At 60.7% G+C, this 23,113-nt stretch carries 23 protein-coding genes; 16 read left to right on the forward strand and 7 right to left on the reverse strand.

What is annotated here, in order from left to right; translation table 11 throughout:
- Nucleotides 1–49: 49 nt before the first annotated feature.
- Complete coding sequence (locus tag CHR90_RS02710; RefSeq protein ID WP_094407445.1) at nucleotides 50–1,225, reverse strand: efflux RND transporter periplasmic adaptor subunit; 1,176 nt, start codon at nucleotides 1,223–1,225, stop codon at nucleotides 50–52.
- Between the two features lie 281 nt (nucleotides 1,226–1,506).
- Here CHR90_RS02710 and CHR90_RS02715 point away from each other — a divergent pair, with 281 nt between their 5' ends.
- The 3 genes from CHR90_RS02715 to CHR90_RS02725 all read left to right on the forward strand — a co-directional run bounded on the left by CHR90_RS02715 (nucleotide 1,507) and on the right by CHR90_RS02725 (nucleotide 4,617).
- Complete coding sequence (locus CHR90_RS02715) at nucleotides 1,507–2,673, forward strand: phosphoserine transaminase (RefSeq protein WP_094407446.1); 1,167 nt, start codon at nucleotides 1,507–1,509, stop codon at nucleotides 2,671–2,673.
- Nucleotides 2,674–2,743: 70 nt separating this feature from the next.
- The gene (serA, locus tag CHR90_RS02720) at nucleotides 2,744–4,321 is read left to right on the forward strand and encodes a phosphoglycerate dehydrogenase (protein WP_094407447.1); all 1,578 of its coding nucleotides are present in this window, start codon (nucleotides 2,744–2,746) and stop codon (nucleotides 4,319–4,321) included.
- Nucleotides 4,322–4,425: 104 nt separating this feature from the next.
- Complete coding sequence (locus CHR90_RS02725; RefSeq protein ID WP_094407448.1) at nucleotides 4,426–4,617, forward strand: hypothetical protein; 192 nt, start codon at nucleotides 4,426–4,428, stop codon at nucleotides 4,615–4,617.
- A gap of 69 nt (nucleotides 4,618–4,686) precedes the next feature.
- Here CHR90_RS02725 and CHR90_RS02730 read toward each other — a convergent pair whose 3' ends face one another.
- Entirely contained in the window at nucleotides 4,687–5,778 is a 1,092-nt protein-coding gene (locus CHR90_RS02730; protein ID WP_094407449.1) for a methyl-accepting chemotaxis protein, read from the reverse strand.
- A gap of 406 nt (nucleotides 5,779–6,184) precedes the next feature.
- On the opposite strand from CHR90_RS02730, the gene zwf reads away from it, so the two are divergent.
- From zwf to CHR90_RS02765, 7 genes are read left to right on the forward strand one after another with little or no spacing between them, the layout of a single operon-like run.
- Nucleotides 6,185–7,654: a glucose-6-phosphate dehydrogenase gene (gene zwf / locus CHR90_RS02735; protein WP_094407485.1), complete on the forward strand. Its 1,470-nt coding sequence runs from the start codon at nucleotides 6,185–6,187 to the stop codon at nucleotides 7,652–7,654.
- The gene (gene edd, locus CHR90_RS02740; protein ID WP_094407450.1) at nucleotides 7,654–9,483 is read left to right on the forward strand and encodes a phosphogluconate dehydratase; all 1,830 of its coding nucleotides are present in this window, start codon (nucleotides 7,654–7,656) and stop codon (nucleotides 9,481–9,483) included. Before zwf ends, edd begins: the two co-directional genes overlap by 1 nt.
- Nucleotides 9,484–9,485: 2 nt before the next feature.
- On the forward strand, nucleotides 9,486–10,472 hold the full coding sequence (gene glk, locus CHR90_RS02745) for a glucokinase (RefSeq protein WP_094407451.1): 987 nt from the start codon (nucleotides 9,486–9,488) through the stop codon (nucleotides 10,470–10,472).
- 3 nt (nucleotides 10,473–10,475) lie between these two features.
- The gene (gene eda / locus CHR90_RS02750; protein WP_094407452.1) at nucleotides 10,476–11,111 is read left to right on the forward strand and encodes a bifunctional 4-hydroxy-2-oxoglutarate aldolase/2-dehydro-3-deoxy-phosphogluconate aldolase; all 636 of its coding nucleotides are present in this window, start codon (nucleotides 10,476–10,478) and stop codon (nucleotides 11,109–11,111) included.
- 27 nt (nucleotides 11,112–11,138) lie between these two features.
- On the forward strand, nucleotides 11,139–12,017 hold the full coding sequence (hexR, locus tag CHR90_RS02755; RefSeq protein WP_094407453.1) for a transcriptional regulator HexR: 879 nt from the start codon (nucleotides 11,139–11,141) through the stop codon (nucleotides 12,015–12,017).
- Between the two features lie 7 nt (nucleotides 12,018–12,024).
- On the forward strand, nucleotides 12,025–12,750 hold the full coding sequence (locus tag CHR90_RS02760; protein ID WP_094407454.1) for a response regulator: 726 nt from the start codon (nucleotides 12,025–12,027) through the stop codon (nucleotides 12,748–12,750).
- On the forward strand, nucleotides 12,747–14,222 hold the full coding sequence (locus tag CHR90_RS02765) for an ATP-binding protein (protein ID WP_094407455.1): 1,476 nt from the start codon (nucleotides 12,747–12,749) through the stop codon (nucleotides 14,220–14,222). The genes CHR90_RS02760 and CHR90_RS02765 overlap by 4 nt, the downstream gene beginning before the upstream one ends.
- 3 nt (nucleotides 14,223–14,225) lie before the next feature.
- Here the strand turns inward: CHR90_RS02765 and CHR90_RS19105 are convergent, their stop codons facing one another.
- From CHR90_RS19105 to CHR90_RS02775, 3 genes are all read right to left on the reverse strand, one after another.
- Nucleotides 14,226–14,804, reverse strand: a complete 579-nt coding sequence (locus tag CHR90_RS19105; RefSeq protein WP_141210859.1) for a hypothetical protein — start codon at nucleotides 14,802–14,804, stop codon at nucleotides 14,226–14,228.
- Nucleotides 14,805–15,073: 269 nt separating this feature from the next.
- Nucleotides 15,074–15,616, reverse strand: coding sequence for a cytochrome b/b6 domain-containing protein (locus CHR90_RS02770; protein WP_094407456.1), 543 nt, complete (start codon nucleotides 15,614–15,616; stop codon nucleotides 15,074–15,076).
- 1 nt (nucleotide 15,617) lies between these two features.
- Nucleotides 15,618–15,878, reverse strand: a complete 261-nt coding sequence (locus tag CHR90_RS02775; RefSeq protein ID WP_094407457.1) for a PepSY domain-containing protein — start codon at nucleotides 15,876–15,878, stop codon at nucleotides 15,618–15,620.
- A gap of 247 nt (nucleotides 15,879–16,125) precedes the next feature.
- On the opposite strand from CHR90_RS02775, the gene CHR90_RS02780 reads away from it, so the two are divergent.
- From CHR90_RS02780 to CHR90_RS02805, 6 genes are all read left to right on the forward strand, one after another.
- Nucleotides 16,126–17,121 carry an aspartate-semialdehyde dehydrogenase gene (locus CHR90_RS02780; RefSeq protein WP_094407458.1) on the forward strand — a complete coding sequence of 332 codons (996 nt, stop codon included), beginning with the start codon at nucleotides 16,126–16,128 and terminating at the stop codon, nucleotides 17,119–17,121.
- Nucleotides 17,122–17,628: 507 nt separating this feature from the next.
- Nucleotides 17,629–18,444, forward strand: coding sequence for an ABC transporter ATP-binding protein (locus tag CHR90_RS02785; RefSeq protein WP_094407486.1), 816 nt, complete (start codon nucleotides 17,629–17,631; stop codon nucleotides 18,442–18,444).
- A 46-nt stretch (nucleotides 18,445–18,490) separates the two neighbouring features.
- Complete coding sequence (locus CHR90_RS02790) at nucleotides 18,491–19,255, forward strand: lysine/arginine/ornithine ABC transporter substrate-binding protein (protein ID WP_229671613.1); 765 nt, start codon at nucleotides 18,491–18,493, stop codon at nucleotides 19,253–19,255.
- Between the two features lie 82 nt (nucleotides 19,256–19,337).
- On the forward strand, nucleotides 19,338–20,138 hold the full coding sequence (locus CHR90_RS02795; protein ID WP_094407460.1) for a transporter substrate-binding domain-containing protein: 801 nt from the start codon (nucleotides 19,338–19,340) through the stop codon (nucleotides 20,136–20,138).
- 42 nt (nucleotides 20,139–20,180) lie between these two features.
- Nucleotides 20,181–20,855: an ABC transporter permease gene (locus CHR90_RS02800; RefSeq protein ID WP_094407461.1), complete on the forward strand. Its 675-nt coding sequence runs from the start codon at nucleotides 20,181–20,183 to the stop codon at nucleotides 20,853–20,855.
- 4 nt (nucleotides 20,856–20,859) lie between these two features.
- Complete coding sequence (locus tag CHR90_RS02805; RefSeq protein WP_094407462.1) at nucleotides 20,860–21,591, forward strand: ABC transporter permease; 732 nt, start codon at nucleotides 20,860–20,862, stop codon at nucleotides 21,589–21,591.
- 73 nt (nucleotides 21,592–21,664) lie between these two features.
- On the opposite strand, the gene CHR90_RS02810 is transcribed toward CHR90_RS02805, so the two are convergent.
- A complete protein-coding gene (locus tag CHR90_RS02810; RefSeq protein WP_094407463.1) occupies nucleotides 21,665–22,024 on the reverse strand; it encodes an HVO_A0114 family putative DNA-binding protein in 360 nt (119 codons plus the stop codon).
- 116 nt (nucleotides 22,025–22,140) lie between these two features.
- Nucleotides 22,141–23,076, reverse strand: a complete 936-nt coding sequence (locus CHR90_RS02815; RefSeq protein WP_094407464.1) for a GTP pyrophosphokinase — start codon at nucleotides 23,074–23,076, stop codon at nucleotides 22,141–22,143.
- Nucleotides 23,077–23,113 lie beyond the last annotated feature (37 nt).

Raw genomic sequence — 23,113 nt, forward strand, 5'->3', positions numbered from 1 at the left:
ATCCTATAGGGGAACTTTGAAACGCGACGGTAAAAGCACGCGAAAAGGCTTAGCGCATGCCCGGTTTGATTTCGCCGGGCATCGGCGTAACGGTGCCGCCGGGGCGGACGAAGGGATTGGCGTTGCCGCCGATGATGATTTTCTCATCGCCCTTCAGCCCGTCGCGGATAACGCGCAGGCCATTATCGATGCCGCCAAGGGTGACGACCTTCGGCACGACCTTATTGTCGGGGCCAACGGTCAGCAGCACTTTGCGCGCCTGATCAGAGACGATGGCCGAATCGGGCACCAGCAGCCCGTCATATTCACCGCCCCACAGGCGCAGACGCCCGAAGCTGCCCGGCGTTAAGAACTGATCGCCGTTTTCGAACACGGCGCGGCCCCGGATCGTGCCCGACCGGCCGTTGAGTTCGTTATCGATGAAGTCGAGGCCGCCCTGGCGCTTCCATTCGGTTTCGTCGCCCAGGCGCACCTGCACGGTGATGCTGCCGTTGCTATCGCGGTTCGACGGGCGCTGGCCGGATTTGGCGAGGCGCGCGTAGCGGATGTAATCGGCTTCCGACGCATCGAAGCTGAAGTTGATGGGGTCGGTCCGCACAATCGTGGTCAGCAGCGTCGCGCTTTGGCCGCTGGCGACGAGATTGCCGATATCGACGCGCTTATCGGAAATTCGGCCCGCGATAGGGGCGCGCACCTGCGTCCATTCCAGGTTCAGGGCGGCATTTTTCACGGCAGCCTCGGCGGCGGCCTGCTGAGCGCGGGCGACCGACAGGGCGGCTTGGCGCTGATCGAGGTCGCGGCCCGTGATCGTCTGATTCTTAATCAGGCCCTGGGCGCGCTCAAGGTCGGTTTCGTTCAGCCGCACCTGCGCGCGGGTGCGGGCCACGTCGGCGCGGGCCGATTCCAGCGCGATTTCATAGGGGCGCGGGTCGATGGTGAACAGAAGGTCGCCCTTCTTCACAATCTGCCCGTCGCGGAAATGCACTTGCTCGATATAGCCCGACACGCGCGGGCGCAGGTCCACGCGCTCCACCGCTTCGAACCGGCCGGTATATTCGTCCCACTGGGTTATCTTTTGCGCCAGCGGCGGCGCGACGGTGACCGGCGGCGCCGGTGGTGCGCCTTGGGCCAGGGCCGCGTGCGGTGCCGCTGTAGCGCTTGCCAGCAGCATCAGCGCCGTGCAGGCGGTGCGGAAACGGAAACCATTCAGCGAAAAACGGGGCATCACACTACCTATGAAGGGCAACGATGGCGGCTGGCGGTACAAAAGGGGACCGTAATTCGGTTGGATAACGCCGTCAACCCACCCCGGAGAAAATTTCCGGGGGCGGATGATTTGCACTGCAATGTAGCGCGATTTCGCGGGCGCGGTAGAAAAATTTGCGTTTCCGCGCGTTTTTGACGGCGCAAGACGATTTGACGGAAGCCTGAAAAATCGCTTAGCGTTTGTCCCGGCGCGAAGCAGCCGGTCGGAGAGCGCGCCGCCGACCTTCGGAGAATACCAAAATGACGACGCCCGTAGTCCGTCCGCACTCCCCCTATTTTAGCTCCGGCCCCTGCGCCAAGCGGCCTGGCTGGACGCCGCAGGCCCTGGCCGATGCCGTTCTCGGCCAATCCCATCGCGGCAAGCCCGGTAAAGCCCGCTTGGCCGAGGTGATCGACCGCACCCGCGCGGTTTTGCAGGTTCCCGCCGAATATCGCATCGGCATCGTTCCCGCGTCCGACACCGGGGCGGTGGAGATGGCGCTTTGGTCGCTGCTCGGCGCCCGCCCGGTCGATATGCTGACCTGGGAGAGCTTCGGGTCCGAATGGGTGACCGATGTGGTCAAGCAGTTGAAGCTGCCTGACGCCCGCACGCTTAAAGCCGGTTACGGCGCGCTGCCCGATTTGGCGCAGGTGAATAAGGACCATGACATCGTCTTCACCTGGAACGGCACCACCGCCGGGGTCCGGGTGCCAAACGCCGATTGGATCGCCGATGATCGCAGCGGTCTGACCATCTGCGACGCAACCTCCGCCGCGTTTGCGATGGATTTGCCGTGGCCGAAGCTCGATGTCACCACCTTCTCGTGGCAAAAGGTGCTGGGCGGCGAAGGCGGGCACGGCATGATTATTCTCAGCCCGCGCGCCGTCGAACGGCTGGAAACTTATGTTCCGGCCTGGCCGCTGCCGAAAATCTTCCGCCTCACCAAGGGGGGCAAGCTGATCGAAGGGATTTTCAAGGGCGAGACGATTAATACGCCGTCGATGCTCTGCGTTGAAGACTACCGCGACGCGCTGATCTGGGCCGAGGGCGTTGGCGGTCTGCCGGGCTTGATCGCCCGCTCCGAAGCCAATCTGGCGGCGCTGGCCGCCTGGGTGGCGCGGACCGATTGGGTGGATTTCCTGGCGGATGTGCCGGAAACCCGCTCCTGCACCTCGATCTGCCTGAAGATCATTGATCCCTGGTTCACCGGCCTTGCGGCGGACGCCCAAGCCGAGGTGCCAAAGCGCATCGCCGCCCGGTTGGAGAAGGAAAAGATCGCCTTCGACATCAACGGCTACCGCGACGCCCCCCCGGGCTTGCGCATTTGGGGTGGTGCCACGGTCGAAACCGCCGATCTTGAGGCGCTGACGCCCTGGCTGGACTGGGCCTATGCCCACGTGAAGGCCGAACTGGCCGTCGCCGCCTAAGGCGTCTTCCCCCTGTTTTTTATCAGAACGCGGCCTGGATACTCCGGGCCGCGATCCCTCGAGGTGTGCCATGCCCAAGGTTCTGATTGCCGATTCCCTCAGCCCGCGCGCTGTCGATATTTTCCGCACGCGCGGCATCGAGGTCGATGTGAAAACCGGCCTGAAGCCGGACGATATTAAAGCGATCATCGGCGGTTACGACGGTCTCGCCGTTCGCTCCGCCACCAAAGTCACGGCGGAGATTATCGCCGCCGCCCCCGGCCTGAAAGTGATTGGCCGCGCGGGGATTGGCGTTGATACCGTCGATGTCGCCGCCGCGACCCAGGCGGGGATTGTCGTGATGAATACGCCCTTCGGCAATTCCATCACGACGGCGGAACATGCGATTGCGATGATGTTCGCGCTCGCCCGTCAAATCCCGCAGGCCGACCGGTCGACCCAAGCCGGGAAGTGGGAAAAATCGAAGTTCATGGGGGTCGAGGTCACGGGCAAAACGCTGGGGATCATCGGCTGCGGCAATATCGGCGCCATCGTTGCCGACCGCGCCTTAGGGCTGCGCATGAAGGTCGTAGCCTTCGACCCGTTTTTGACGGTGGAGCGCGCGAAGGCGCTTGGGGTGGAAAAGGTGGAGTTGGACGATCTGCTCGCCCGCGCCGATTTCATCACCCTCCATACGCCGCTGACCAATGATACCCGCGATATTTTGAATGCCGCCGCTTTTGCCAAAATGAAGCCCGGCGTGCGGATCATCAATTGCGCGCGCGGTGGGCTGATCGTCGAAGCCGATCTGAAGGCCGCCTTGGAGGCGGGGCAGGTCGCGGCGGCGGCGCTCGACGTTTTCCCAGTCGAACCCGCGAAGGACAATATTCTCTTCGGGCTGGAGAATATCGTCGTCACCCCGCACCTCGGCGCCGCGACGACCGAAGCGCAAGAAAATGTTGCCCTGCAAATCGCCGAGCAAATGTCGGATTTTCTGCTCGACGGGGCTGTGACCAATGCGGTCAACGTCCCAAGCGTGTCGGCAGAAGAAGCGCCGCGCCTCACGCCCTATATCCGGCTTGCCGAACAGCTCGGCTCGCTCGCCGGGCAATTGCTAACCTCTGGCGTTACGGCGGTGACGGTGGAGTTTCATGGCGAGGCAAGCGCGCTCAACACCCGCCCAATTACAGCGGCGGCGCTGACCGGCCTGCTAAAACCGGCGCTCGACCGGGTGAATATCGTCTCCGCCCCCGTTGTTGCCAAGGAACGCAATATTCAGATTGCCGAGCTGACGCGCGACACGGCGAGCGATTATCACACGCTGCTATCTTTGACTGTTGAAACCGAAACCGGGCCGCTGGTGTTGCAAGGCACCCTGGTTGGGGCCACGCTACCGCGCATCGTGAAGCTCGGCGCCGTGCCGCTCGAAGCGGAATTGGGGCAGCATATGCTGTTCATCCGCAATCGGGATAAGCCCGGTTTCATTGGTGCGCTCGGTGGGGTGCTGGGCGATGCGGGGGTCAATATCGCGACCTTCCATCTCGGGCGGACAGCCCCCGGCGCCGATGCCGTGCTGCTGACGGAGGTGGATCAACCGATCCCGGCGGCGTTGCTCGATGCGGTGCGCCGCCTGCCGCAAGTGGTGGAGGCACGGGCGCTGGCGTTCTAATCTTTCGTCGCGCATCGAAAAGCCGGGCCGTTTGTGCCCGGCTTTTTGCTTTTTGGTGCGCCGTTCTCTGGTAATCTTCCCAGGATAAAATTAGGGGGAAGGCTATGGCGTCCATTTTTGATCTGCCGCTTGCGGCCCATGCTCGGCAGGTGCCGATCACCGTCATTTTCTTCACGGTGCTGTCGCAGATTTCGGGCTTTCATGAAACATGGGAGGCGTCGCTATTCTATGGCATTGCCATCGCGGTTGGCATGCACGCCGTCGTCTATGGTATCGGCTGGCTCATGCGCCGGTAAAAAAACGCCGACCCTGCGGGGGCAGGATCGGCGGAAGGTGGCTACCAAAACGAGATCGACGAAAAAAGCTTACTGGGCCGCGTGCGGCAACCAAGCACTCGGGTGATCATTACCATTGGCGTGACCGTGGGACAGGACGGAGGCTTGCTCGATAATCCCGTACCAGCCCAGGCCGTCATAGGTTTCATAGCCGGGGGTTAGCGAATAACCGACGATCGTGCCATCCGCCCGCACAAAGGCGCCCTGCTCCTCACCGCGCTTGATGTCCAGCCTATAGCGGTCACCCAACGTATAGCCGGAGCCTTTCGACGCGGCGATGATGCGATGCTGCGCGTCGATTAGCAGGCAGCGGGTGCGCGGCTTTTCCTCCGGCGTTAGGCGGACTTGATCGACCACGGTTTGCGACTGGTTTTCCCAATCGAAGAAGATCGCCAGCACGCCTTGCGCCGCCCCATCGGTGGCACCGCCAGCCCGGATGGCGGTGGCATAGGTGGCGACCGATTGATTACCAAGGCGGCTTTCGCGGCTAATGTCGGCAACGGCGAAATCGGTCCCGTCGCGGGTGGAGAGGGCTTGGCCGAACCACGGCGCATGGGCGTAATTCTGGCCGATCAGTCCCGGATACCGGTTCGGGCGGCCATTGGCGATGATATTGCCTTGGCGGTCCAAGACCCAAAGGTCGAGGTAGACCGTGTAACTATCCAAGATCACGCCCAGGCGTTTGCTGGCAAAGGCGCAATTTTCTGGCGTCGGATTGCTGGCAGCGGCCACCATTGCCGAATCGGTCGCCCACCAGCGCACATCGCAGGAGCGTTCATAGAGGTTGCGGTCAATGATCTCGATCATATTGAGGGCCAGATCGGTGGCGCGCGAACAGCGTTGACTGGCGATCAATTGGGTGCCGACGTCGTTCAGGGCGCCGATTCGGTCAGCCATACTGTCGTTTAACGCGGACGCAATATCGCTAATGCGCTGCGAAATATTGCTGACCTCATGGGCAACGACCGCGAACCCCTTGCCGTATTCCCCGGCGCGGCCCGCCTCGATCAAAGCGTTTAATGCCAAGATCTTAGTTGTGCGCATGACGTTCTGAATCTCGGAGACTTTCATCGTCGCGAGATCCGAAACTTCTTTGGAAAGGGCTAGAATTTGCTCCTGCATCGCCGGTCCGATCCTCTCACGTCACCGTACAGCCTAACTTTGGCATTAAAGTCAGAGGGTTCGTACCCTAATTATCCTGCGGTGCAAGGCTAAAAGTTAATCATTTATTATGAAAAATGGGCAGACATGGACCAGAAACATCTATCGGGTCAGCACTCATTCCCAATTTCCCAGCATTTTCAGCCGTCTTCATTCTTTGTATACGAATTATAGGTCAGCAATTATGACTATTGCTGCGGCGCAAACTGCTCTGCGGCATAGTGACGCAGGTATGGTTTGTCATTAGACCGACGCAAAATCGCAGAAAACCTGACTTCCTAGTCAAATGTAATAAAACTACTTCACGCCGCCCGCAGAAGCGCCTATGATCGCCGCCAACGTCAAAATCCAGTCCTGGGAGGGACGCATGGCGCAGATAATTCCTGTGGCGCCTTTCGATTATGTGGTCTTCGGTGGCACGGGCGATCTTGCCCTGCGCAAGCTGCTGCCCGCCCTGTATCACCGCCACCAAGATGGGCAGATTACCGGCCCGTCGCGCATCATTGCGGTGGCGCGCAGCGCGCTTAGTCAAGACGCTTATATCGAGAAGGTGCGCGAGTGGCTGAAAGGCCAGGTTGGGCCGCACTACGACGACGCTACATGGGCGAGCTTTGCCGAGCGGATTTCCTATGTCGCGGTCGATGCGACCGGCCAAGCCGGGTGGGACGATCTGGCCGCCGCGCTGGCCGATGGCGGCAGCAAGGTACGGGTCTTCTACCTCGCGACGGCGCCGGACCTCTTTGGGCCAATTTGCCGCAATCTAAAAGCGGCGGGGTTGGCGACGCCGGATAGTCGCGTCGTGCTGGAAAAGCCCATCGGCACCGACCTCGCCTCCGCCCGCAAGATCAATGATGACGTCGGCGCCGTTTTCGCCGAACAGCAGATTTACCGCATCGACCATTATTTGGGTAAAGAGACGGTTCAAAACCTGTTGGCACTGCGCTTCGCCAATAGTTTGTTCGAACCTTTGTGGTCGTCGGCCTGGATCGACCATGTGCAGATTACCGTTGCGGAAACGGTCGGGGTCGAAGGCCGCGCGGGCTATTACGATAAGTCGGGCGCCATGCGCGACATGGTGCAAAACCACCTGTTGCAGCTTCTCTGCCTGGTGGCGATGGAACCGCCACGCCAGATGGATAAGGATGCGGTGCGCGATGAAAAGCTGAAAGTGCTGCGCGCACTCAAGCCGATGAAACCCGCCGATGTGCTCAGCAATACGGTTCGCGGCCAATATAAGGCCGGGGCCTCGCGCGGGGAAGGCGTGCCGGGCTATCTGGATGAGCTCGGCCACGCCAGCCAAACCGAAACCTTTGTGGCGCTGAAGGTCGATATTCAAAACTGGCGCTGGGCGGGCGTGCCCTTCTACCTGCGCACTGGTAAGCGGATGAGCGAGAAGGTGTCGGAAATCACCATCCAGTTCCGCCCGGTGCCCCATTCGATCTTCCCGGGTGACGCTGGGGTAATCGATTCGAACCGGCTGGTCGTGCGCTTGCAGCCGAACGAAGGCATCCGCCTACATATGATGACGAAGGAACCGGGGCCGGGCGGGCTAAGGCTGCGGCCCGCCTCCCTCAACCTCTCCTTCGCCGAAGCCTTTAAGATCCGCAACCCCGATGCCTATGAACGGCTGCTGATGGATGTGGTGCGCGGCAACGCCACCCTGTTCATGCGCCGCGACGAGGTGGAAGCCGCCTGGACCTGGGTGGAGCCGATCCTCGATACCTGGGAACGCCGGGCCGAAGCGCCGAAAACCTATGTCGCCGGGACCGATGGCCCCGCCGCCGCCATCGCGCTGATCGAGCGCGACGGCCGCACCTGGAATGAGGAGGCCGAGTGATGGCCCTGCATCCGACCCTCGCCGCCGTTACGCATCGGATTATCGAGCGCTCCCGCGATAGCCGCGCCGCGTATCTGGCTCGTCTGCGCGCCGCCGCCGATAAAGGCCCGCGCCGCTCGCGCCTATCCTGCGGTAATCTCGCCCACGGGTTTGCCGCCTGTGCCGCCGACGATAAGGCTGATCTGAAGGCCGCCGCGAAACCCAATCTGGCCATCGTCACGGCCTATAACGACATGCTCTCGGCGCATCAGCCGTTCGAACGGTTCCCGGAGATCATCAAGGCCGCGGCGCGCGATGCCGGGGCGGTGGCTCAGGTGGCGGGCGGCGTTCCGGCCATGTGCGACGGGGTGACCCAGGGCCAGGACGGGATGGAACTGTCGCTGTTCAGTCGCGATGTGATCGCGCTGTCGACGGCGGTGGCCCTGAGCCATGCGATGTTCGACGGCGCGCTTTATTTGGGCGTCTGCGACAAGATCGTGCCCGGCCTGATCATCGGGGCACTGACCTTTGGGCATCTGCCCTCGGTCTTCGTTCCGGCAGGGCCGATGCCGTCGGGGTTGCCGAATAACGAGAAAAGCCGCATCCGCCAGCTTTATGCGGAAGGCAAGGTCGGGCGGGCGGAGCTGTTGGAAGCGGAAAGCGCCTCCTACCATTCCCCCGGCACCTGCACGTTCTACGGCACGGCCAATTCCAATCAGATGCTGATGGAGTTTATGGGCCTGCACCTGCCAGGGTCGAGCTTCGTCAACCCGAACACGCCCCTGCGCGACGCGCTAACGAAGGCGGCCGTGCGCCAAGCGGTGGCGATCACGGCGGGCGGGGTGTTTACCCCCATCGGCGAGATCCTCGACGAACGCGCCTTCATCAATGGGATCATCGGCCTGTTGGTCACGGGCGGTTCGACCAATCATACGCTGCATCTGATCGCGATGGCGGCGGCGGCAGGCGTGCGCCTGACCTGGGATGATTTCAACGATCTCTCCGGCGCGGTGCCGCTGCTGGCGCGCGTCTATCCGAACGGGTCGGCGGACGTAAACCATTTCCACGCGGCGGGCGGCTTGCCTTTCCTGATCGGCGAACTGCTGGACGCCGGGCTGCTGCATGGTGACGTGAAAACCATCCTCGGCCACGGGTTAGACGCCTATCGGCAAGACCCGTTCCTGACCGAAGACGGCGGCGTTACCTTCAAACCGGCCGTGCGCGAAAGCCAGGATACCGCCGTGCTGCGCCCGGTCGCCAACCCCTTCGCGGCGGATGGCGGCTTGCGCATGCTGACCGGCGAGCTTGGCCGCGCGGTGATCAAGGTTTCCGCCGTGAAGCCGGAGCATCGCATCGTCGAGGCCCCCGCCATCGTCTTCGACAGCCAAAACGCGCTGCAAGACGCCTTCAAGCGCGGCGAGTTGGAGCGGGATTTCATTGCGGTCATCCGCTTCCAAGGCCCGAAGGCTAATGGGATGCCAGAGTTGCATAAGCTGACCCCGGCCCTCGGTGTTTTGCAGGATAAAGGGTTCAAGGTCGCGCTCGTGACCGATGGCCGCATGTCCGGCGCGTCGGGCAAGGTTCCGGCGGCGATCCATCTGACGCCGGAAGCGCTGGACGGCGGCCCCATCGCCAAAATCCGCACCGGCGATCTCATTTGCTTGGATGCGGAGGCGGGAACGCTGACCGTCAAAGCCGATCTTGCTGGGCGCGAGGCCGAAACCATCGACCTATCGGGCAATGATTTCGGCTGCGGACGCGAATTGTTCGGCGGCTTCCGCGCCCTCGTCGGCGGGGCCGAAAGCGGGGCGCATGTCTTCGGCGCGTTGTTGGATCGGCAGGGGGCGTGAGCATGGCGATTGCAACCCCAACCGCCGCCCGCCCGTGGCTGGTGGCGGATATCGGCGGCACGAACGCGCGCTTCGGGCTGATCGAGGCCCCTGGCGCGGCGCCTACCCAAATTGGGAAGGTGCCCAGCGCCGAACACCGCACCTTGGCCAGCGCGGCGAAAGCCTATCTTGCAGGCTTGGCGGCGCCAGTTCAGCCCTCGGCGGCCTGCGTTGCCGTGGCGGGGCCGGTGACCGGCGACCGGTTTAAGCTGACCAATCAGGCCTGGGATTTTTCCATCGCCGAAACCAAGGCGGAACTCGGCCTCGACTATCTCGACCTTGTGAACGACTTCAAGGCCTTGGCCCTGTCGTTGCCATATCTGACCGAGGTGCGGCAGATCGGGGGCGGGGCGCCAGTCGCGAGGCAGGCGATGGCGGTGGCCGGGCCGGGGACGGGCCTTGGCGTCGGCGCGATTGTGCCCGATACGCGCGGCCATTGGGTGCCGGTTCCGGGCGAGGGCGGTCACTGCGATGCACCCCTCGTGACCCAGGAAGAAGCCTCGGTCGCGGCGGTCTTGCGGGCGGAGCAAGGGGCGGTGACGGCGGAATGCTTTCTGTCGGGCGGCGGTATCGAGCGGCTGTATCGTAGCCTTGCGACCGCGCGTGGCTATCAGCCCGATCCGCATCGGACGAATGCCGATATTACGGCGGCAGCGGTGGCCGGAGGCGATCCGTTGGCCGCCGATACGCTGAATATGTTCTGTGCGCTGCTCGGCAGTCTTGCGGGCAATTTGGCCGTGACGTTCGGGGCGCGTGGCGGTGTTTTCATCGGCGGCGGCATCGTGCCGCGCTTTGCCGATTTCTTCGCCGCCAGCAAGTTTCGCGAGCGGTTCGAGGCGCGCTACCGCATGGCGGATTATGCCAAAGCCATTCCCACCTATCTTATTCTCGCCGATACCCCCGCGCTTGATGGCGCGGCGGCGTGGCTGCGCGACCAGCAGGAGCGTTAAGCGATGGACCGTAATCAACAAATGCTCGACCTGATGGCCCTGGGGCCGGTTATTCCCGTGCTGGTGATCGAAGAGGCGGATCAGGCGGTGCCGCTGGCGCAAGCCCTGGTCGCGGGCGGGTTGCGGGTGCTGGAAGTGACGCTGCGCACGCCTGTGGCGCTGGAATGTATCGCCCGCATCGCCGCCGACGTTCCCGACGCCATTGTTGGCGCCGGCACCGTCAACCGGCCCATCGATGCCGATGCGGCGCGGCAGTCGGGCGCGAAATTCCTCGTGTCGCCGGGATCGACGGCGGCGCTGCTCGATGAGATGGATAAGACCCATCTGCCCTATCTGGCGGGCGCGGTGACGGCCAGCGAGGTGCTGGGCCTACTCGAACGGGGGCTGACGGCGCTGAAATTCTTCCCGGCAGAACCGGCGGGCGGGATCAATTATCTGAAGGCGCTGGCCGGGCCGCTGCCGGAAATCCGCTTCTGCCCGACGGGCGGGATCGACCTTGCGAAAGCCAAACAATATCTCGCGCTGCCGAACGTCCCCTGCGTCGGCGGCTCGTGGGTCGTACCGAAGGAGGCGCTGGCCGCTGGGGATTATGCCCGAATCGAGACGCTGGCGCGGGAGGCCGCTTCCCTCACGCCGTAAGGGCGTGATACCACAGGGGGAGGAGGAATGCGCCGCATGGCCAATATGCTGGATGTCTTGCGCTCACACCTGCCCCGCCTGTCGCGGCAGGAGGCGGCGGTTGCCCAGACGATTCTGACCGATCCGCAAGCGACGCTGCAAAGCCCGGTGGCGGTGGTGGCGACGCGCGCAGGGGTCAGCCAGCCCACGGTGATCCGCCTCTGCCGCTCGGTCGGGTGCGAAGGCTTTGCCGATTTCAAGCTGAAGCTGGCGCAAAGCCTGGTGCCCGGCGTGCCCTTCGTGACGGCGGCGGTGGAAAGCAGCGACGATACGGCGACCTATGCCGCCAAGATTTTCGACGCGACAGCCACCGCCCTGCATGCGGCGCGCACGGCGCTGGACGTGACGGCAATGGATAAGGCCATTGGCCTGCTGGCCCAAGCACGGCGGATCGTGATCTTCGGCCTCGGCGGCTCGGCCTCTATCGCCCAAGATGCGGAACATAAGCTGGCGCGCTTCGGCATTCCCTGTCATGCCGTGCAAGACCCGCTGATGCTGCGCATTCAATTGGCAGGCATGGGGCCGGAAGACGTGCTGCTGGCGATTTCCAATACCGGGCGCACCAAGCTGGCGCTGGAAGCGGCGCAGGGCGCCCGCGATCAGCAGGTATCGGTGATTGCGGTCACGGCGCCAAACTCCCCCCTGTCGGCCTTGGCGGATATTACCGTTGCGGTCGAATCGGCGGAGGATACAGAGCTTTTTACCCCGATGGCGTCGCGCATCGTCCACCTCGTGCATGTGGATGTGCTGACGACCGGCGTTGCCCTGCGTCTCGGCACCGAAAAGCAGGACTTGCTGGCGCGCATCAAGGCCAATTTGCGGACGACCCGCCTGCCGATGGCGCGCGACCCGCAGCCGAGCCACTGAGGCCTGAATGGAGCGGGCGCGGCATCTTCTGGTCGTCGATGACGATCGGGAAATTCAGGCGCTGCTGCACGATTTTCTGGTCAAGCACGGGTTCCGCGTTTCGACGGCGGGCGATGGCCGCGACGTGCGCCGCCAGATGGCGCAATGGACGATCGATCTCGTGATCCTCGACCTGATGTTGCCCGGCGAATCCGGCGTCGAACTCTGCCGGGCGTTGCGGGCCGAGTCCGACGTGCCGATCATCATGTTGACGGCCGTGGCGGAGGAGGCGGAGCGCATCATCTGCCTCGAAATCGGTGCCGATGATTACATCGTCAAACCCTTCTCCCCCCGCGAACTGCTGGCCCGCATCCGCGCGCTGTTTCGGCGCACGGGCGGGCGCGATCTGCCGACGCCCGAGGCAAGCGTGGCGGGGGAGTGGGAGTTTTCGGGCTGGCGGCTTGATACCGGGAAGCGCGAGTTGCGCTCCCCCGATGGCGTGCTGGTCCACCTGTCCACCGGGGAGTATCAACTGCTGACCGCTTTTCTGGAGCGGCCGCAGCGGGTGGTAACGCGCGAGGAGTTGATGGATATTTACAAGGGCGACGCGCTGGCGCCCTTCGACCGCTCCATCGATATTCAAATCAGCCGCCTGCGCCGCAAGATCGAACAAAGTTCCCGCGATCCGACACTGATTAAGACCGTGCGCGGCGCGGGCTATCAATTCACCGTCCCCGTTACCCGGCCCTCATGATCCCCCTGCTGCCGCGCCGCCTCGCGCCCCGGCTGCTGCTGGCGCTGCTGGCGGCGATGGGGGCTATGCTGCTGTTGGCGGTGGCGGTGGCGGTTCCGGCGCTGGACCGGCAGCGCGACCGGCTGCAAGCCCATCGCCTCGGCCCGGCGATGGCGGCGCTGTGGCAGGAGGCGGAAGGGGCGCTGGCCGATGGCGGCTCCGCCGATGCCGAGCTTGCTACCCGCCATATCACCGATCTGCACTTCGAGATCGGCCCGCTGCCGGAAGCCCCGACGGCGATGGTGCGCTATTTTTTCACCCCCGCCTATGATGGGCGCGCGCCGTTTGAGGTGCGCGTGCTGCAGCCCCGCCCCCTGCTGGAGGGGCGCAGCATCGATCTTGGCGCGGCAGGGGGCGGGTTCGACTATGCCCTGGCCCAAATTGCCACGGATATTGCCGATACCGGCCTGCCCGCCCGAGTAACGCTGCCCCTGTCGGACGGACGCTGGCTGACCTTCGCCAGCCCGCGCTATTGGCAGGCGCGTTGGACGCCGGTGATGCGCGGCCTCGCCGTGCTGGTGGCGGGGGCGGGGCTGGTTCTGGCGGCGTTCGGTCTCGCGCGGCTGCTGGCCCTGCCGTTGGAGCGGTTGGCGGCGGCGGTCGGGCCAGAGCATGCGGGGCCGCCGCAACCGATGGCCGTACCCGCCGGGGCATCGGCAGAGGTGGCGGAAATCGCCGCCGCTATCGACCGGGGGCGTAGCGCCCTGACGGAGTTGCTCGAAGACCGCACCCGCATGCTGGCCGCTATCAGCCACGATCTGCGCACCCCGGCAACGCGGCTGAAACTGCGCGCCGAATGGATTGAGGACGCGGGGGTGCGGGATAAAATTCTCGCCGATCTCGACGAGATGACGGTGATGATCGCCGCCGCGCTCGATTACTTGAGGCAAGGCGCCCAGCAGGAGGCGGAGCAGCTCGTCGCCTTTACCAGCCTGCTGCAAGCGGTTTGCGATGATTATCACGATCTCGGGCGCCCGGTGCGGTTGACCGAGGCGCCGCCGCTTCAGTTCGACGCCAGCGGCACGATTTTCGGCCCAGGCGACCGGGGGGTGCGGCGGACGCTGCTGACCTTCGATCAAGCCCGCGTGCTGCGCTTGCGCTGCCGCCCGGATGCCCTGCGCCGTGCCCTGACGAATCTGATCGACAATGCCCTCAAATACGGCGGCGTGGCCGAGGTGATGGTGCAGGCGACGTCTGAAGAAGTGATCGTCGATGTGTTGGACGAAGGGCCGGGCATTCCCGAAGAAGAATTCGCCAATGTGCTGCGGCCCTTCTATCGGCTGGAACAATCGCGCAATCGCGGCACCGGCGGCACGGGCCTCGGGCTTGCCATCGTCAAAAGCGTGATCGACGCCCACGGCGGCACGCTCGAACTCTCCAACCGCGCCCGGGCGGGCCTGCGGGCGCGGGTTGTACTGCCGAGGCGGCTGTAATTTTTATTCTTTTGATAAATCATAATTAGATATTTTTTGAATATCTATTAATATTTTCTCGGAAGTTTCGTTATTTTTCTTGATTTTGGCCCGCATTTTTCTCACCATATCCCAATACTCGGAGTCTGTTTTTTTATTTTCTTGAGATTTGAGGTGAGAATTTTTTTCAAAAATACTTTTTATATTCTCTTCAAGAATATCATTTTGTTTTTGTATATAATCTATAATCGCTATATCTGTCGTAATTTTATTTGATTTTTGTTGTTCGATGATTGATTCAATGAGAATCTTATTTGAATTTATCTGGCTTTCTAGAGATTTGTATGATATATCGTTTGCGTGAAGCTGCTGTTTTATAGAGATATCGATTTGTCGGCCTTGCTTTGCGACGGCATGCATCGCTATCCACACAGAAGCAATGCTAAGAATTCCGTTTATGCTCCCAAGTGCATCGCCATACTCATTCCAACTTGATGGCATCAAGAGACTTGGTACCACATTATTTACGAGAGTCGTTTTGGTGAGCATTAGAGCAAAAATTGACCAAATTATAAGCAGAGACGCCCCTAAGATTTGATGCATTTTATCCTCTGTATGGTGTATTTCAATCCTTTGTATTTATGATAATAATATAATTTTGAAATTTATATAAATTAAAAATTTTTAATCATATTAATACGACTGTATTAGTCTGGCTTTTTTTAGCATTATAATATTTCATATTTTCTCGCAGAGTGTTTGATTTGAAATACGTCTTGATGCGAAGTTACGCGTAGATCATTCGCATTATCTATATGCCGCGCCCGGGCGGGCCTGCGGGCGCGGGTTGTGCTGCCGAGGCGGTTGGAGGGTTAGGGCTGTCGCCGCTTTTTCCCGGTAACCATCGCCCTCACTAGATTTTCCCTATCGAGCTTGCTCATCAGGATGACGGCGGCGACATGGATGCCGACGCAGACCAGCAGGGCATTGGCGGCGGTTTCATGGATTTCTTCGACCAGATGATTGCCCCAGAGGGCATCGCTGGTCATGGCGACTCCCGTCCCCGCGACCGTGGCGAGTAGGGTCAGCAGCACCAGGATCATCGCGCCCCCGGCGGGGTTGTGTCCGAGGTAATGGGGTGCCCGCCCGCGCATCCGGTCGAGGAGATAGGTGAAAACCTTGCCCGGCCCCGCGACGAAATCGGAAAAGCGGGCGTGGCGCGTGCCGATTAAGCCCCAGATCAAGCGAAAACCGAGCAGGGCTGCCGCGAGATAGCCTGCCTTTTCGTGCAGGCTCTCGCCTTCTTCGGCCAGAAATGCAGTGGCGACGGCAGCGACCGTGCCCCAGTGAAACAGGCGCACCCCGAGGTCCCAGACGGGAACCTCGGACGCCGCAGCGCGCAACGGGGCGCTCATCTTACTCGCCCTTGACCTTGACGATCTGGCCGTTGGCCGGGTCGATGTAGATTTCAACCCGCTTGCCCGCCGCATTATGGCCCTTGGCTTCCATACAGCCATCGTCCTTGCCGAACTTAAGGTCTTTATAGCCTTTGCCGGTCAGCATTTCGCGCACGGAGTCTTCCGAAACGGGGGTTGCGGCGGGTTTGCACAGGGTGGCGGCGGAAGCACCGCCGGCAATCAGGGTCAGGGCAAGGGCGGCGGAAGCAAAACGCAGCATGATCGGTAAACTCCTCTGAAGCCCGCCCCAGCGGCGGGGTGAGGGAACCCTAGCCGCGCGGCCTTACCGAAGACTGACGGGATGAGATTTGTTCTGCGCCTAAGTTTCTTGCGTGTTTCATGCGGGGTTTGCATCACACTTGCGCGCGGGCCATTCGCATTTTCGATTTGTCAGCGCGGCGGAAACCGGGCAAGGCTTACCGCCCCGGCAGTTGGGCCGGGGACGATTTGTCACAAAGGGACATATCATGGCCAATCACGCAGTCGGTATCGTTGGCGCCACGGGCGCCGTCGGGGCCGAACTTATGAGTGTGCTGGCCGATCTGAAGTATCCGGTCGGCTCGCTCCATCTGTTCGCCTCTGAACGGTCGGCCGGTAAAACGACTACTACCCCGTTCGGGGAAAAGACCATCGAAGTTTTCTCCGTCGAAGCCGCGCAGAAATGCGATGTCGTCTTCCTGGCCGTTTCCGGCGAGTTCGCCAAGGAATACGGCCCGAAGATCGCGGAAAAGGCGTTGGTCATCGACAATTCTTCGGCCTTCCGTCTGGATGATGCCGTGCCGCTGGTGATCCCGGAAATCAACCCGGAAACCGCCAAGGGCAAAAAGCTGATCGCCAACCCCAATTGCACCACGGCCATTCTGGCTGTCGCGCTCTGGCCGCTGCACAAGGCCTTTGGGGTGAAGAAGGTCATCGTCTCCTCCTACCAAGCCACCTCCGGCGCGGGGATCGAGGGGATGAACGAGCTGCTGACCGAATCGCGCAAGGTGCTCGACGGGCAGCCCGCCGATCATAAGGTCTTCGCCCATCCCATCGCCTTCAACCTTATTCCGCATATCGATACGTTCCAGCCGAACGGCTATACGCGCGAAGAAATGAAGGTGACCTGGGAAACCCGGAAGATCTTCGGCGCGCCCGATATGCCGATCTCCTGCACCGCCGTCCGTGTGCCGACCCTGCGCGTGCATTCGGAAGCGGTGACGATTGAAACCGAAAAGCCGATCACGGTCGCAGCGGCGCGCGCCGCGATTGCTGCCGCGCCGGGCGTGAAGCTGTTCGACGATCCCGATAATAAGGTCTACCCGATGCCGATCAACGCGACGCAGCAGCACGACTGCAACGTCGGTCGCATCCGTCAAAGCCTGATTTTCGGCGATCACGGGATCGACTTCTTCGTGGCGGGCGACCAGTTGCTGAAGGGCGCGGCGCTCAACGCGGTGCAGATCGCCCAATTATTCGTCTGATCTTTTTTTAAAGGTCCGACGCTTAACACCCCCCGGCCCGCGCCGGGGGGTGTTTCGTTTCAAGTGAATTTATATCGGCATGCCGCATAAAATGCGGCAAGACCGCCCCTCGGCGCGTGATTCCCATCGTTTAGCCGGGGCATGGTTGGAATATTGTGGCTTTCTTGCGGCCTGTATCGAAAGTATCTGGCGCTTTTTTGCGAGGATCGGCAAAACTTCTGCGCATGCCGTAGAAACGGTGGGGCAGGCCCAGGGGTTTCAAAAAGAAAAATCCCAGCCTTCTCCAGCAGGGGGTTAGACAAGATTTCTCCATCGCTATCGTCCGGTAATGGAAGCAACTGCGCCGATTATATCTTTTGGCGTTTTTCTTGCTTCAAACGGGCGACGGGGCGGCCTTTTGCAGGGGCTGGACCGGGGGGTGCGCGCGCGTGTTTCCCGGCTTGACTCAGCCTCGGGAACCGCTGTGATAGAGGGGGCAAGATGGACGGGGGCGTGAATAGGGTGACGATGACGGAAACAGGGGCTGCACACAGCGCGTCCGCCGCAACCGGTCCTGCGGCTGAAGCGATCCGCATTCGCGATTTGCGCAAGCGCTTCGGCTCGTTGGAAGTGCTGAAAGGCATTTCGCTGGAGGCGCGCGACCATGATGTGATCGCCATCCTCGGCTCCTCCGGGTCCGGCAAAAGCACCTTTCTGCGCTGCATCAACCTGCTCGAAACGCCCGATGACGGCGTTGTGGCCGTGAAGGGCGAGGTGATCGATATGACCACCCGGCGCGGCCTGCGCGTGCCCGCCAACCCCCGCCAGGTCGAGCGGATCCGCCAGAAGTTGGCGATGGTCTTTCAGCAGTTCAACCTGTGGCAGCATATGACAGTGCTGGAAAACGTCATCGAAGCGCCGATCCACGTGCTGGGCCTCGACCGCAAGGCGGCCATTGCGAAGGCCGAAGCGATGCTGGAAAAGGTTGGCGTCGCGGCAAAGAAGGACAGTTACCCGATGGAACTGTCGGGCGGCCAGCAGCAGCGCGTGGCGATTGCCCGCGCCCTGGCGATGGACCCGGACGCTTTGCTGTTCGACGAGCCGACGTCGGCGCTCGATCCCGAGTTGGTCGGGGAAGTTTTGAAGGTCATGCGCGATCTGGCCGCCGAAGGCCGGACCATGCTGGTCGTGACCCATGAAATCGGGTTCGCCCGGGAAGTGTCCAATAAGGTCGTCTTCCTGCATCAAGGGCGGGTGGAAGAAGAGGGGACCCCGGCGGATGTGCTGGGTAACCCCAAATCCGAGCGGTGCCGACAGTTCCTGTCGTCGTCGCTAAAGGGCTAGGGAATCCCGAACGGGATGGTTTTTCGTTGAACTTGGGAGAGTGACCGTGAAGAAGATCGTACTGGCTCTGGCCACCTTGGGCGTGGCCCTGACCTCGGGCGCCTATGCGCAAAGCTCCAAAACCCTGCACCTGGGGACGGAAGGGGCCTATGCACCCTTCAATTTCATCGACAAAGACGGCAAGGTGAAGGGCTTCGATATCGAAATCGGCGATGCCCTGTGCGCCGAAATGAAGCGCAAGTGCGAATGGGTCACCCAGGAATGGGACGGCATCATCCCGGCGCTGAAGGCGAAGAAGTTCGATGCCATCATCGCGTCGATGTCGATCAACGAAAAGCGCAAGAAAGAGGTCGATTTCACCGACCGCTATTACTTCACGCCGGGCATGATGATCGCCCGCAAGGGTGCCAGCCTGAAGCAGGATGCGCTCTCGGGCAAGACCGTTGGCGTGCAGGTGGAAACCATCCACGCCCAGTTCATGGAAGAGCGCTATAAGGACAAGGGCATTACCCTGAAGCAGTATAAGACCCAGGACGAAGCCAACCTCGATCTCGCCAATGGGCGTCTCGATGTGGTGATGGCCGATAGCGCCGTGCTGGAAGATTGGGTGAAGGGCAACGGCGGTTACGCCAAGTTCGAACGGGTTGGCGAGTTCATCCGCGATCCGATCCTCGGCAATGGCGCCGGTATCGCCATCCGCAAGGGCGATAAGGAATTGACGACCGCCTTCAATAAGGCCCTGGCGGCGATTAAGGCGAATGGCACCTACGCCAAGATCAACGCGAAGTATTTCGACTTCGACATTCGCTAAGCCCCAGGCGGCGTGCGCTTGATGGGCGGGGCGGGGCAAACCGCCGCCCCGCCTATGTCCATCCAAGACAGTTGAGGGTTTTATGACGGCACGCGCGGGGGCGGATGCTCTCTATCGGCATCGGGTTTCCGTTTCGGCCGGGCTATTGGCCCTGCTGCTGTCCGGCATCGGTCAGGCGGCCGCTGCGCCGCTGCTGCGCTTTGGCACGGAAGGCGCCTATGCGCCGTTCAATTTCATCGGTGCCGACGGCAAGCCCCAGGGCTTTGATGTGGAGATCGGCGAGGCGCTCTGTGCCGCCCTGCAGCGCCGCTGCCAGTGGGTTGTGCAGGATTGGGACGGGTTGATCCCCGCCCTGAATGCCAAGCGCTTCGATGCCATTTTGGCGTCGATGGCGATTACCGAGAAGCGCAAGGCGGCGGTAGATTTCACCGATCCCTATTACGCCAGCCCCGGCATTGTGCTGGCGCGGGCGGGGCAGGGCGGGCCGCTGACCCAAGCGTTTCTGACCGGTAAAACCCTGGGCGTGCAGCAGGAAACCATCTACGAAGCCTATCTGGACGCGGAAATGCCGGGCTGGGCCACCGTCCGCCGCTACCGCAGCCAGGACGAGGCGGCGCAAGACCTGCTGAACGGGCGGTTGGATATGCTGATGGCCAATAGCACCCAACTCGATGCTTGGGTGAAAGCCAATGGCGGTTACGGGGCCTTCGCCCGCGTCGGGGCGCCGTTTCGGCACCCGAGTTTCGGCGCCGGGGCGGGAATCGCCGTGCGCAAGGGCGACGCTGTTCTGCACGCCGACCTGAACCGCGCCCTGGCGCAGATCGTGCAAGATGGACGCTTTGCCAAGATCACCGCGCGCTATTTCGATTTCGACATCCGCTGATACACTTCCCCTAGGCGGGAACCGCCGGGGCGGGAGGAAAGAATGATCAATCTTCAGGGGTTTGGCCCGCAACTGCTGGAAGGGGTGATGACCACGCTGCAATTGGCGGCGGTCTCGCTGATCTTCGGCGTCATCATCGGGCTGGCGGCAGCGATGGCGAAACTATCGCCCATCCGCTGGCTGGCGCGCGGCGTGGATGTGGTTACCAATCTGCTGCGCGGCCTGCCGGAACTGCTGACCATCCTGATCCTCTATTACGGCGTGCAGAACCTCTTCAACGCGATCTTCGAGGATTATGTGGAGGTCGATGGCTTTGCCGCCGGGGTGGCGGCCCTGTCGCTGGTCTTCGGCTCCTATGCCTCGGAAACCTTTCGCGGCGCCTTTCTGGCGATCCCGGCGGGGCAGATCGAAGCCGCCAAAAGTTTCGGCATGTCGCCCTTCCTGATCTTCCGCCGCATCCAACTGCCGCAGGTGTGGCGCTATGCGCTGCCCGGCCTGGGCAACCTGTGGCTGGTGCTGATTAAGGATACGTCGCTGGTGTCGGTGGTGGGCTTGCAGGAGCTGATGCGCAAGACACAGATCGCCACCTCCGTCACCAAATCGCCCTTTACCTTTTATTCGGTGGCGGCGGCGATTTTCATCGGGCTGACGTTGATTTCGACCTTTGTGCTGCTGTGGCTGGAAAAACGGTCCCGGCGCGGCGTGCGGATGGGGTAACGCTATGGAACTGCTCACGTCGCTTTTCGAGCTTGCCCAAACCTATTGGCCGCAGTTTTTGCGTGGCCTGTGGCTGACGGTGCAATTGACCGTGCTGTCGTGCCTGCTGGGGTTTGTGTTCGCCATTCCGCTTGCTCTGGCCCGCCTGTCGCGCCATTGGCTGATTTCCGGCATGGCGACGGTTTACTCCGTCTGCTTTCGCGGCTCGCCGCTGCTGGTGCAATTGTTCCTGATCTATTACGGCCTGCCCTCGGCGCTGTTGCAGCTTTACGGCGGCGATGTGCCGGCGATGCGCGCCTCGATCTTCTGGCCGCTGCTCGATTCGCCCTTTTCGCTGGCGCTGATCGCCTTCACGCTCAATACGGGCGCCTATATGGCCGAACCGATCCGCGGCGGCATTCTGGCCGTGCCGAACGGCGAGCGCGAAGCCGCCCTGGCCTGCGGCATGTCGCGCGCGCTGCTGATCCGCCGCATTCTGCTGCCGCGCGGGCTGCGCATCGCCATCCCGGCCCTCTCGAACGAAACCATCCTGACGATGAAGGCCACTTCCCTCGTCAGCCTCGTCACCATGCTCGACCTAATGGGCGCCGCCGGACGCGCCTTCACCCAGACCTACGACTCCAGCGTCTATCTGGTGCTGGTGCCCTTCTATCTGGTGCTGATCTGGGCCGTAGCGCGCATCTTCGGCGGTCTGGAGAAGCGGTATAACCGCTATTTGGTCCGGCGGGCGGTGTAGGGCCGAAAGGCAGGCCGAGGCGCCGCCTCGGCGCTCCGCCCAAGGGGAAGGCCCCTTGGGGAACCCCGCGTGTTTAGCGGATCGACAGGGATAGGTCGATCTGGTCGTAGGTGACGCGCGGTCGGATTTCGCGAGCGCTGCCCGGTCCGAGCGTTACCAGCCCGTGCCGTTCCATTGTTTTTAACGTGCGCGACAGATTAGATGCGGCCCGCCCCGTCCGCGCCGCAAGCTCGCTGAGCGAGGCCGGGGGGCGTTCGGCAAACTCCCGCAGCAGCGCCCAGTTTTTATCCGACAGCACCCGCGCCACGCTTTCAATCGAGGTGAACCAGAGCTTCGGCTCCTCCGGCCCCGGCTGAATGTCTCCGCGCGCAATTGCCAGCGTGCGGGCTTTCAGGGCCTCATAGGGCGCGATGCCGATGTGGAGAATACTCATGGGATGGCTCCTGCTTTTAAGTGCATTTGTTATGGCGAATTAAATATTTTAAAGACGTTATAAATAAATGCGGATTAGTTTTTGATTATATTAAGTATATTATTAAAATAATTAAATTAATTATCCAGCATTATCCTTATTAATCCGACATGACTAAAAAAAACCCCCTTATCAATTCTTTCTTTTGTTGTCTCGTAATAAATGTCCCTTTCCCACATATTTTGAACTACTGATTTCTCCATGTCCATGGCTTCATTGTATTTTTCACTTATGAATTCTTCCAATGATTTTACGCTATTTATGTTGTTATCGAGTAATTCCCTCAATAAAAGATCGTAATTTTCATCTTCTGTTTTGTTGTCTTTTGGTAGATTATTATCAAGGACGTACTGCAATGTATCTACATTGAGTGGAAGAAATGATTTATCGGTAGTGATTGATTTTATATATTTTTCTCTATCTTCTAAAATCCTCTCAAATTCTAAATCTACAGTTTCAAGTAATGCTGAAATGCGATGAATGTTTCTTTTTAAGGTTTGTGGGACAGACTCTTCATTTTTATACTGAAGTTGGTGAGAAGCTACAGCCCAAATGTGCTGTGATAGGGTTCTGACCTGTATTTCAACCCGAACATTGTCCAGACCAGAAAAAGTTGGAATGCTTAACCAGCTTTGAGATAATGTGATAGTAAAATGAGTAGATTGGTACCCGAATTGAGACTCGGATAATCTATCTGCGGTATTTTCAACTTCTATTACATTAAAATTTGTCTCTATAATTTCTTTAACAGATTTTAAATCTCTAGAAAATAACAGAATTACTCTTATCCCAACCAAATCATTTATCTGATATAAATTCTGTATATCTAAATTTTTTCTATCCATCTTCTCTTGAATTGACTCAAGGGACTTTACCCTGCTTTCAAGAGGGGCTCCCAATTTTATATTTTCCTGATAAAATACGTGAGATAGCTGTGATATTATTTCCCTGTTTAATCGTTTTGCGTTCGGAATTATGCGATGATATTCGTTTTTTATCTTATCCGCATCCATTTTCCCTCCTATCAAATATCAACTTTAGGAAGAAAAG

Origin of the sequence: Elstera cyanobacteriorum (genome assembly GCF_002251735.1) — a bacterium.
GTDB classification, from domain to species: Bacteria; Pseudomonadota; Alphaproteobacteria; order Elsterales; family Elsteraceae; genus Elstera; species Elstera cyanobacteriorum.

Bases quoted from the DNA above. Each gene is read 5' to 3' on its own strand.
- CHR90_RS02710 (WP_094407445.1), bottom strand. From the start codon at position 1,225: ATGCCCCGTTTTTCGCTGAATGGTTTCCGTTTCCGCACCGCCTGCACG.
- CHR90_RS02715 (WP_094407446.1), top strand. From the start codon at position 1,507: ATGACGACGCCCGTAGTCCGTCCGCACTCCCCCTATTTTAGCTCCGGC.
- serA (WP_094407447.1), top strand. From the start codon at position 2,744: ATGCCCAAGGTTCTGATTGCCGATTCCCTCAGCCCGCGCGCTGTCGAT.
- CHR90_RS02725 (WP_094407448.1), top strand. From the start codon at position 4,426: ATGGCGTCCATTTTTGATCTGCCGCTTGCGGCCCATGCTCGGCAGGTG.
- CHR90_RS02730 (WP_094407449.1), bottom strand. From the start codon at position 5,778: ATGCAGGAGCAAATTCTAGCCCTTTCCAAAGAAGTTTCGGATCTCGCG.
- zwf (WP_094407485.1), top strand. From the start codon at position 6,185: ATGGCGCAGATAATTCCTGTGGCGCCTTTCGATTATGTGGTCTTCGGT.
- edd (WP_094407450.1), top strand. From the start codon at position 7,654: ATGGCCCTGCATCCGACCCTCGCCGCCGTTACGCATCGGATTATCGAG.
- glk (WP_094407451.1), top strand. From the start codon at position 9,486: ATGGCGATTGCAACCCCAACCGCCGCCCGCCCGTGGCTGGTGGCGGAT.
- eda (WP_094407452.1), top strand. From the start codon at position 10,476: ATGGACCGTAATCAACAAATGCTCGACCTGATGGCCCTGGGGCCGGTT.
- hexR (WP_094407453.1), top strand. From the start codon at position 11,139: ATGCGCCGCATGGCCAATATGCTGGATGTCTTGCGCTCACACCTGCCC.
- CHR90_RS02760 (WP_094407454.1), top strand. From the start codon at position 12,025: ATGGAGCGGGCGCGGCATCTTCTGGTCGTCGATGACGATCGGGAAATT.
- CHR90_RS02765 (WP_094407455.1), top strand. From the start codon at position 12,747: ATGATCCCCCTGCTGCCGCGCCGCCTCGCGCCCCGGCTGCTGCTGGCG.
- CHR90_RS19105 (WP_141210859.1), bottom strand. From the start codon at position 14,804: ATGCATCAAATCTTAGGGGCGTCTCTGCTTATAATTTGGTCAATTTTT.
- CHR90_RS02770 (WP_094407456.1), bottom strand. From the start codon at position 15,616: ATGAGCGCCCCGTTGCGCGCTGCGGCGTCCGAGGTTCCCGTCTGGGAC.
- CHR90_RS02775 (WP_094407457.1), bottom strand. From the start codon at position 15,878: ATGCTGCGTTTTGCTTCCGCCGCCCTTGCCCTGACCCTGATTGCCGGC.
- CHR90_RS02780 (WP_094407458.1), top strand. From the start codon at position 16,126: ATGGCCAATCACGCAGTCGGTATCGTTGGCGCCACGGGCGCCGTCGGG.
- CHR90_RS02785 (WP_094407486.1), top strand. From the start codon at position 17,629: ATGACGGAAACAGGGGCTGCACACAGCGCGTCCGCCGCAACCGGTCCT.
- CHR90_RS02795 (WP_094407460.1), top strand. From the start codon at position 19,338: ATGACGGCACGCGCGGGGGCGGATGCTCTCTATCGGCATCGGGTTTCC.
- CHR90_RS02800 (WP_094407461.1), top strand. From the start codon at position 20,181: ATGATCAATCTTCAGGGGTTTGGCCCGCAACTGCTGGAAGGGGTGATG.
- CHR90_RS02805 (WP_094407462.1), top strand. From the start codon at position 20,860: ATGGAACTGCTCACGTCGCTTTTCGAGCTTGCCCAAACCTATTGGCCG.
- CHR90_RS02810 (WP_094407463.1), bottom strand. From the start codon at position 22,024: ATGAGTATTCTCCACATCGGCATCGCGCCCTATGAGGCCCTGAAAGCC.
- CHR90_RS02815 (WP_094407464.1), bottom strand. From the start codon at position 23,076: ATGGATGCGGATAAGATAAAAAACGAATATCATCGCATAATTCCGAAC.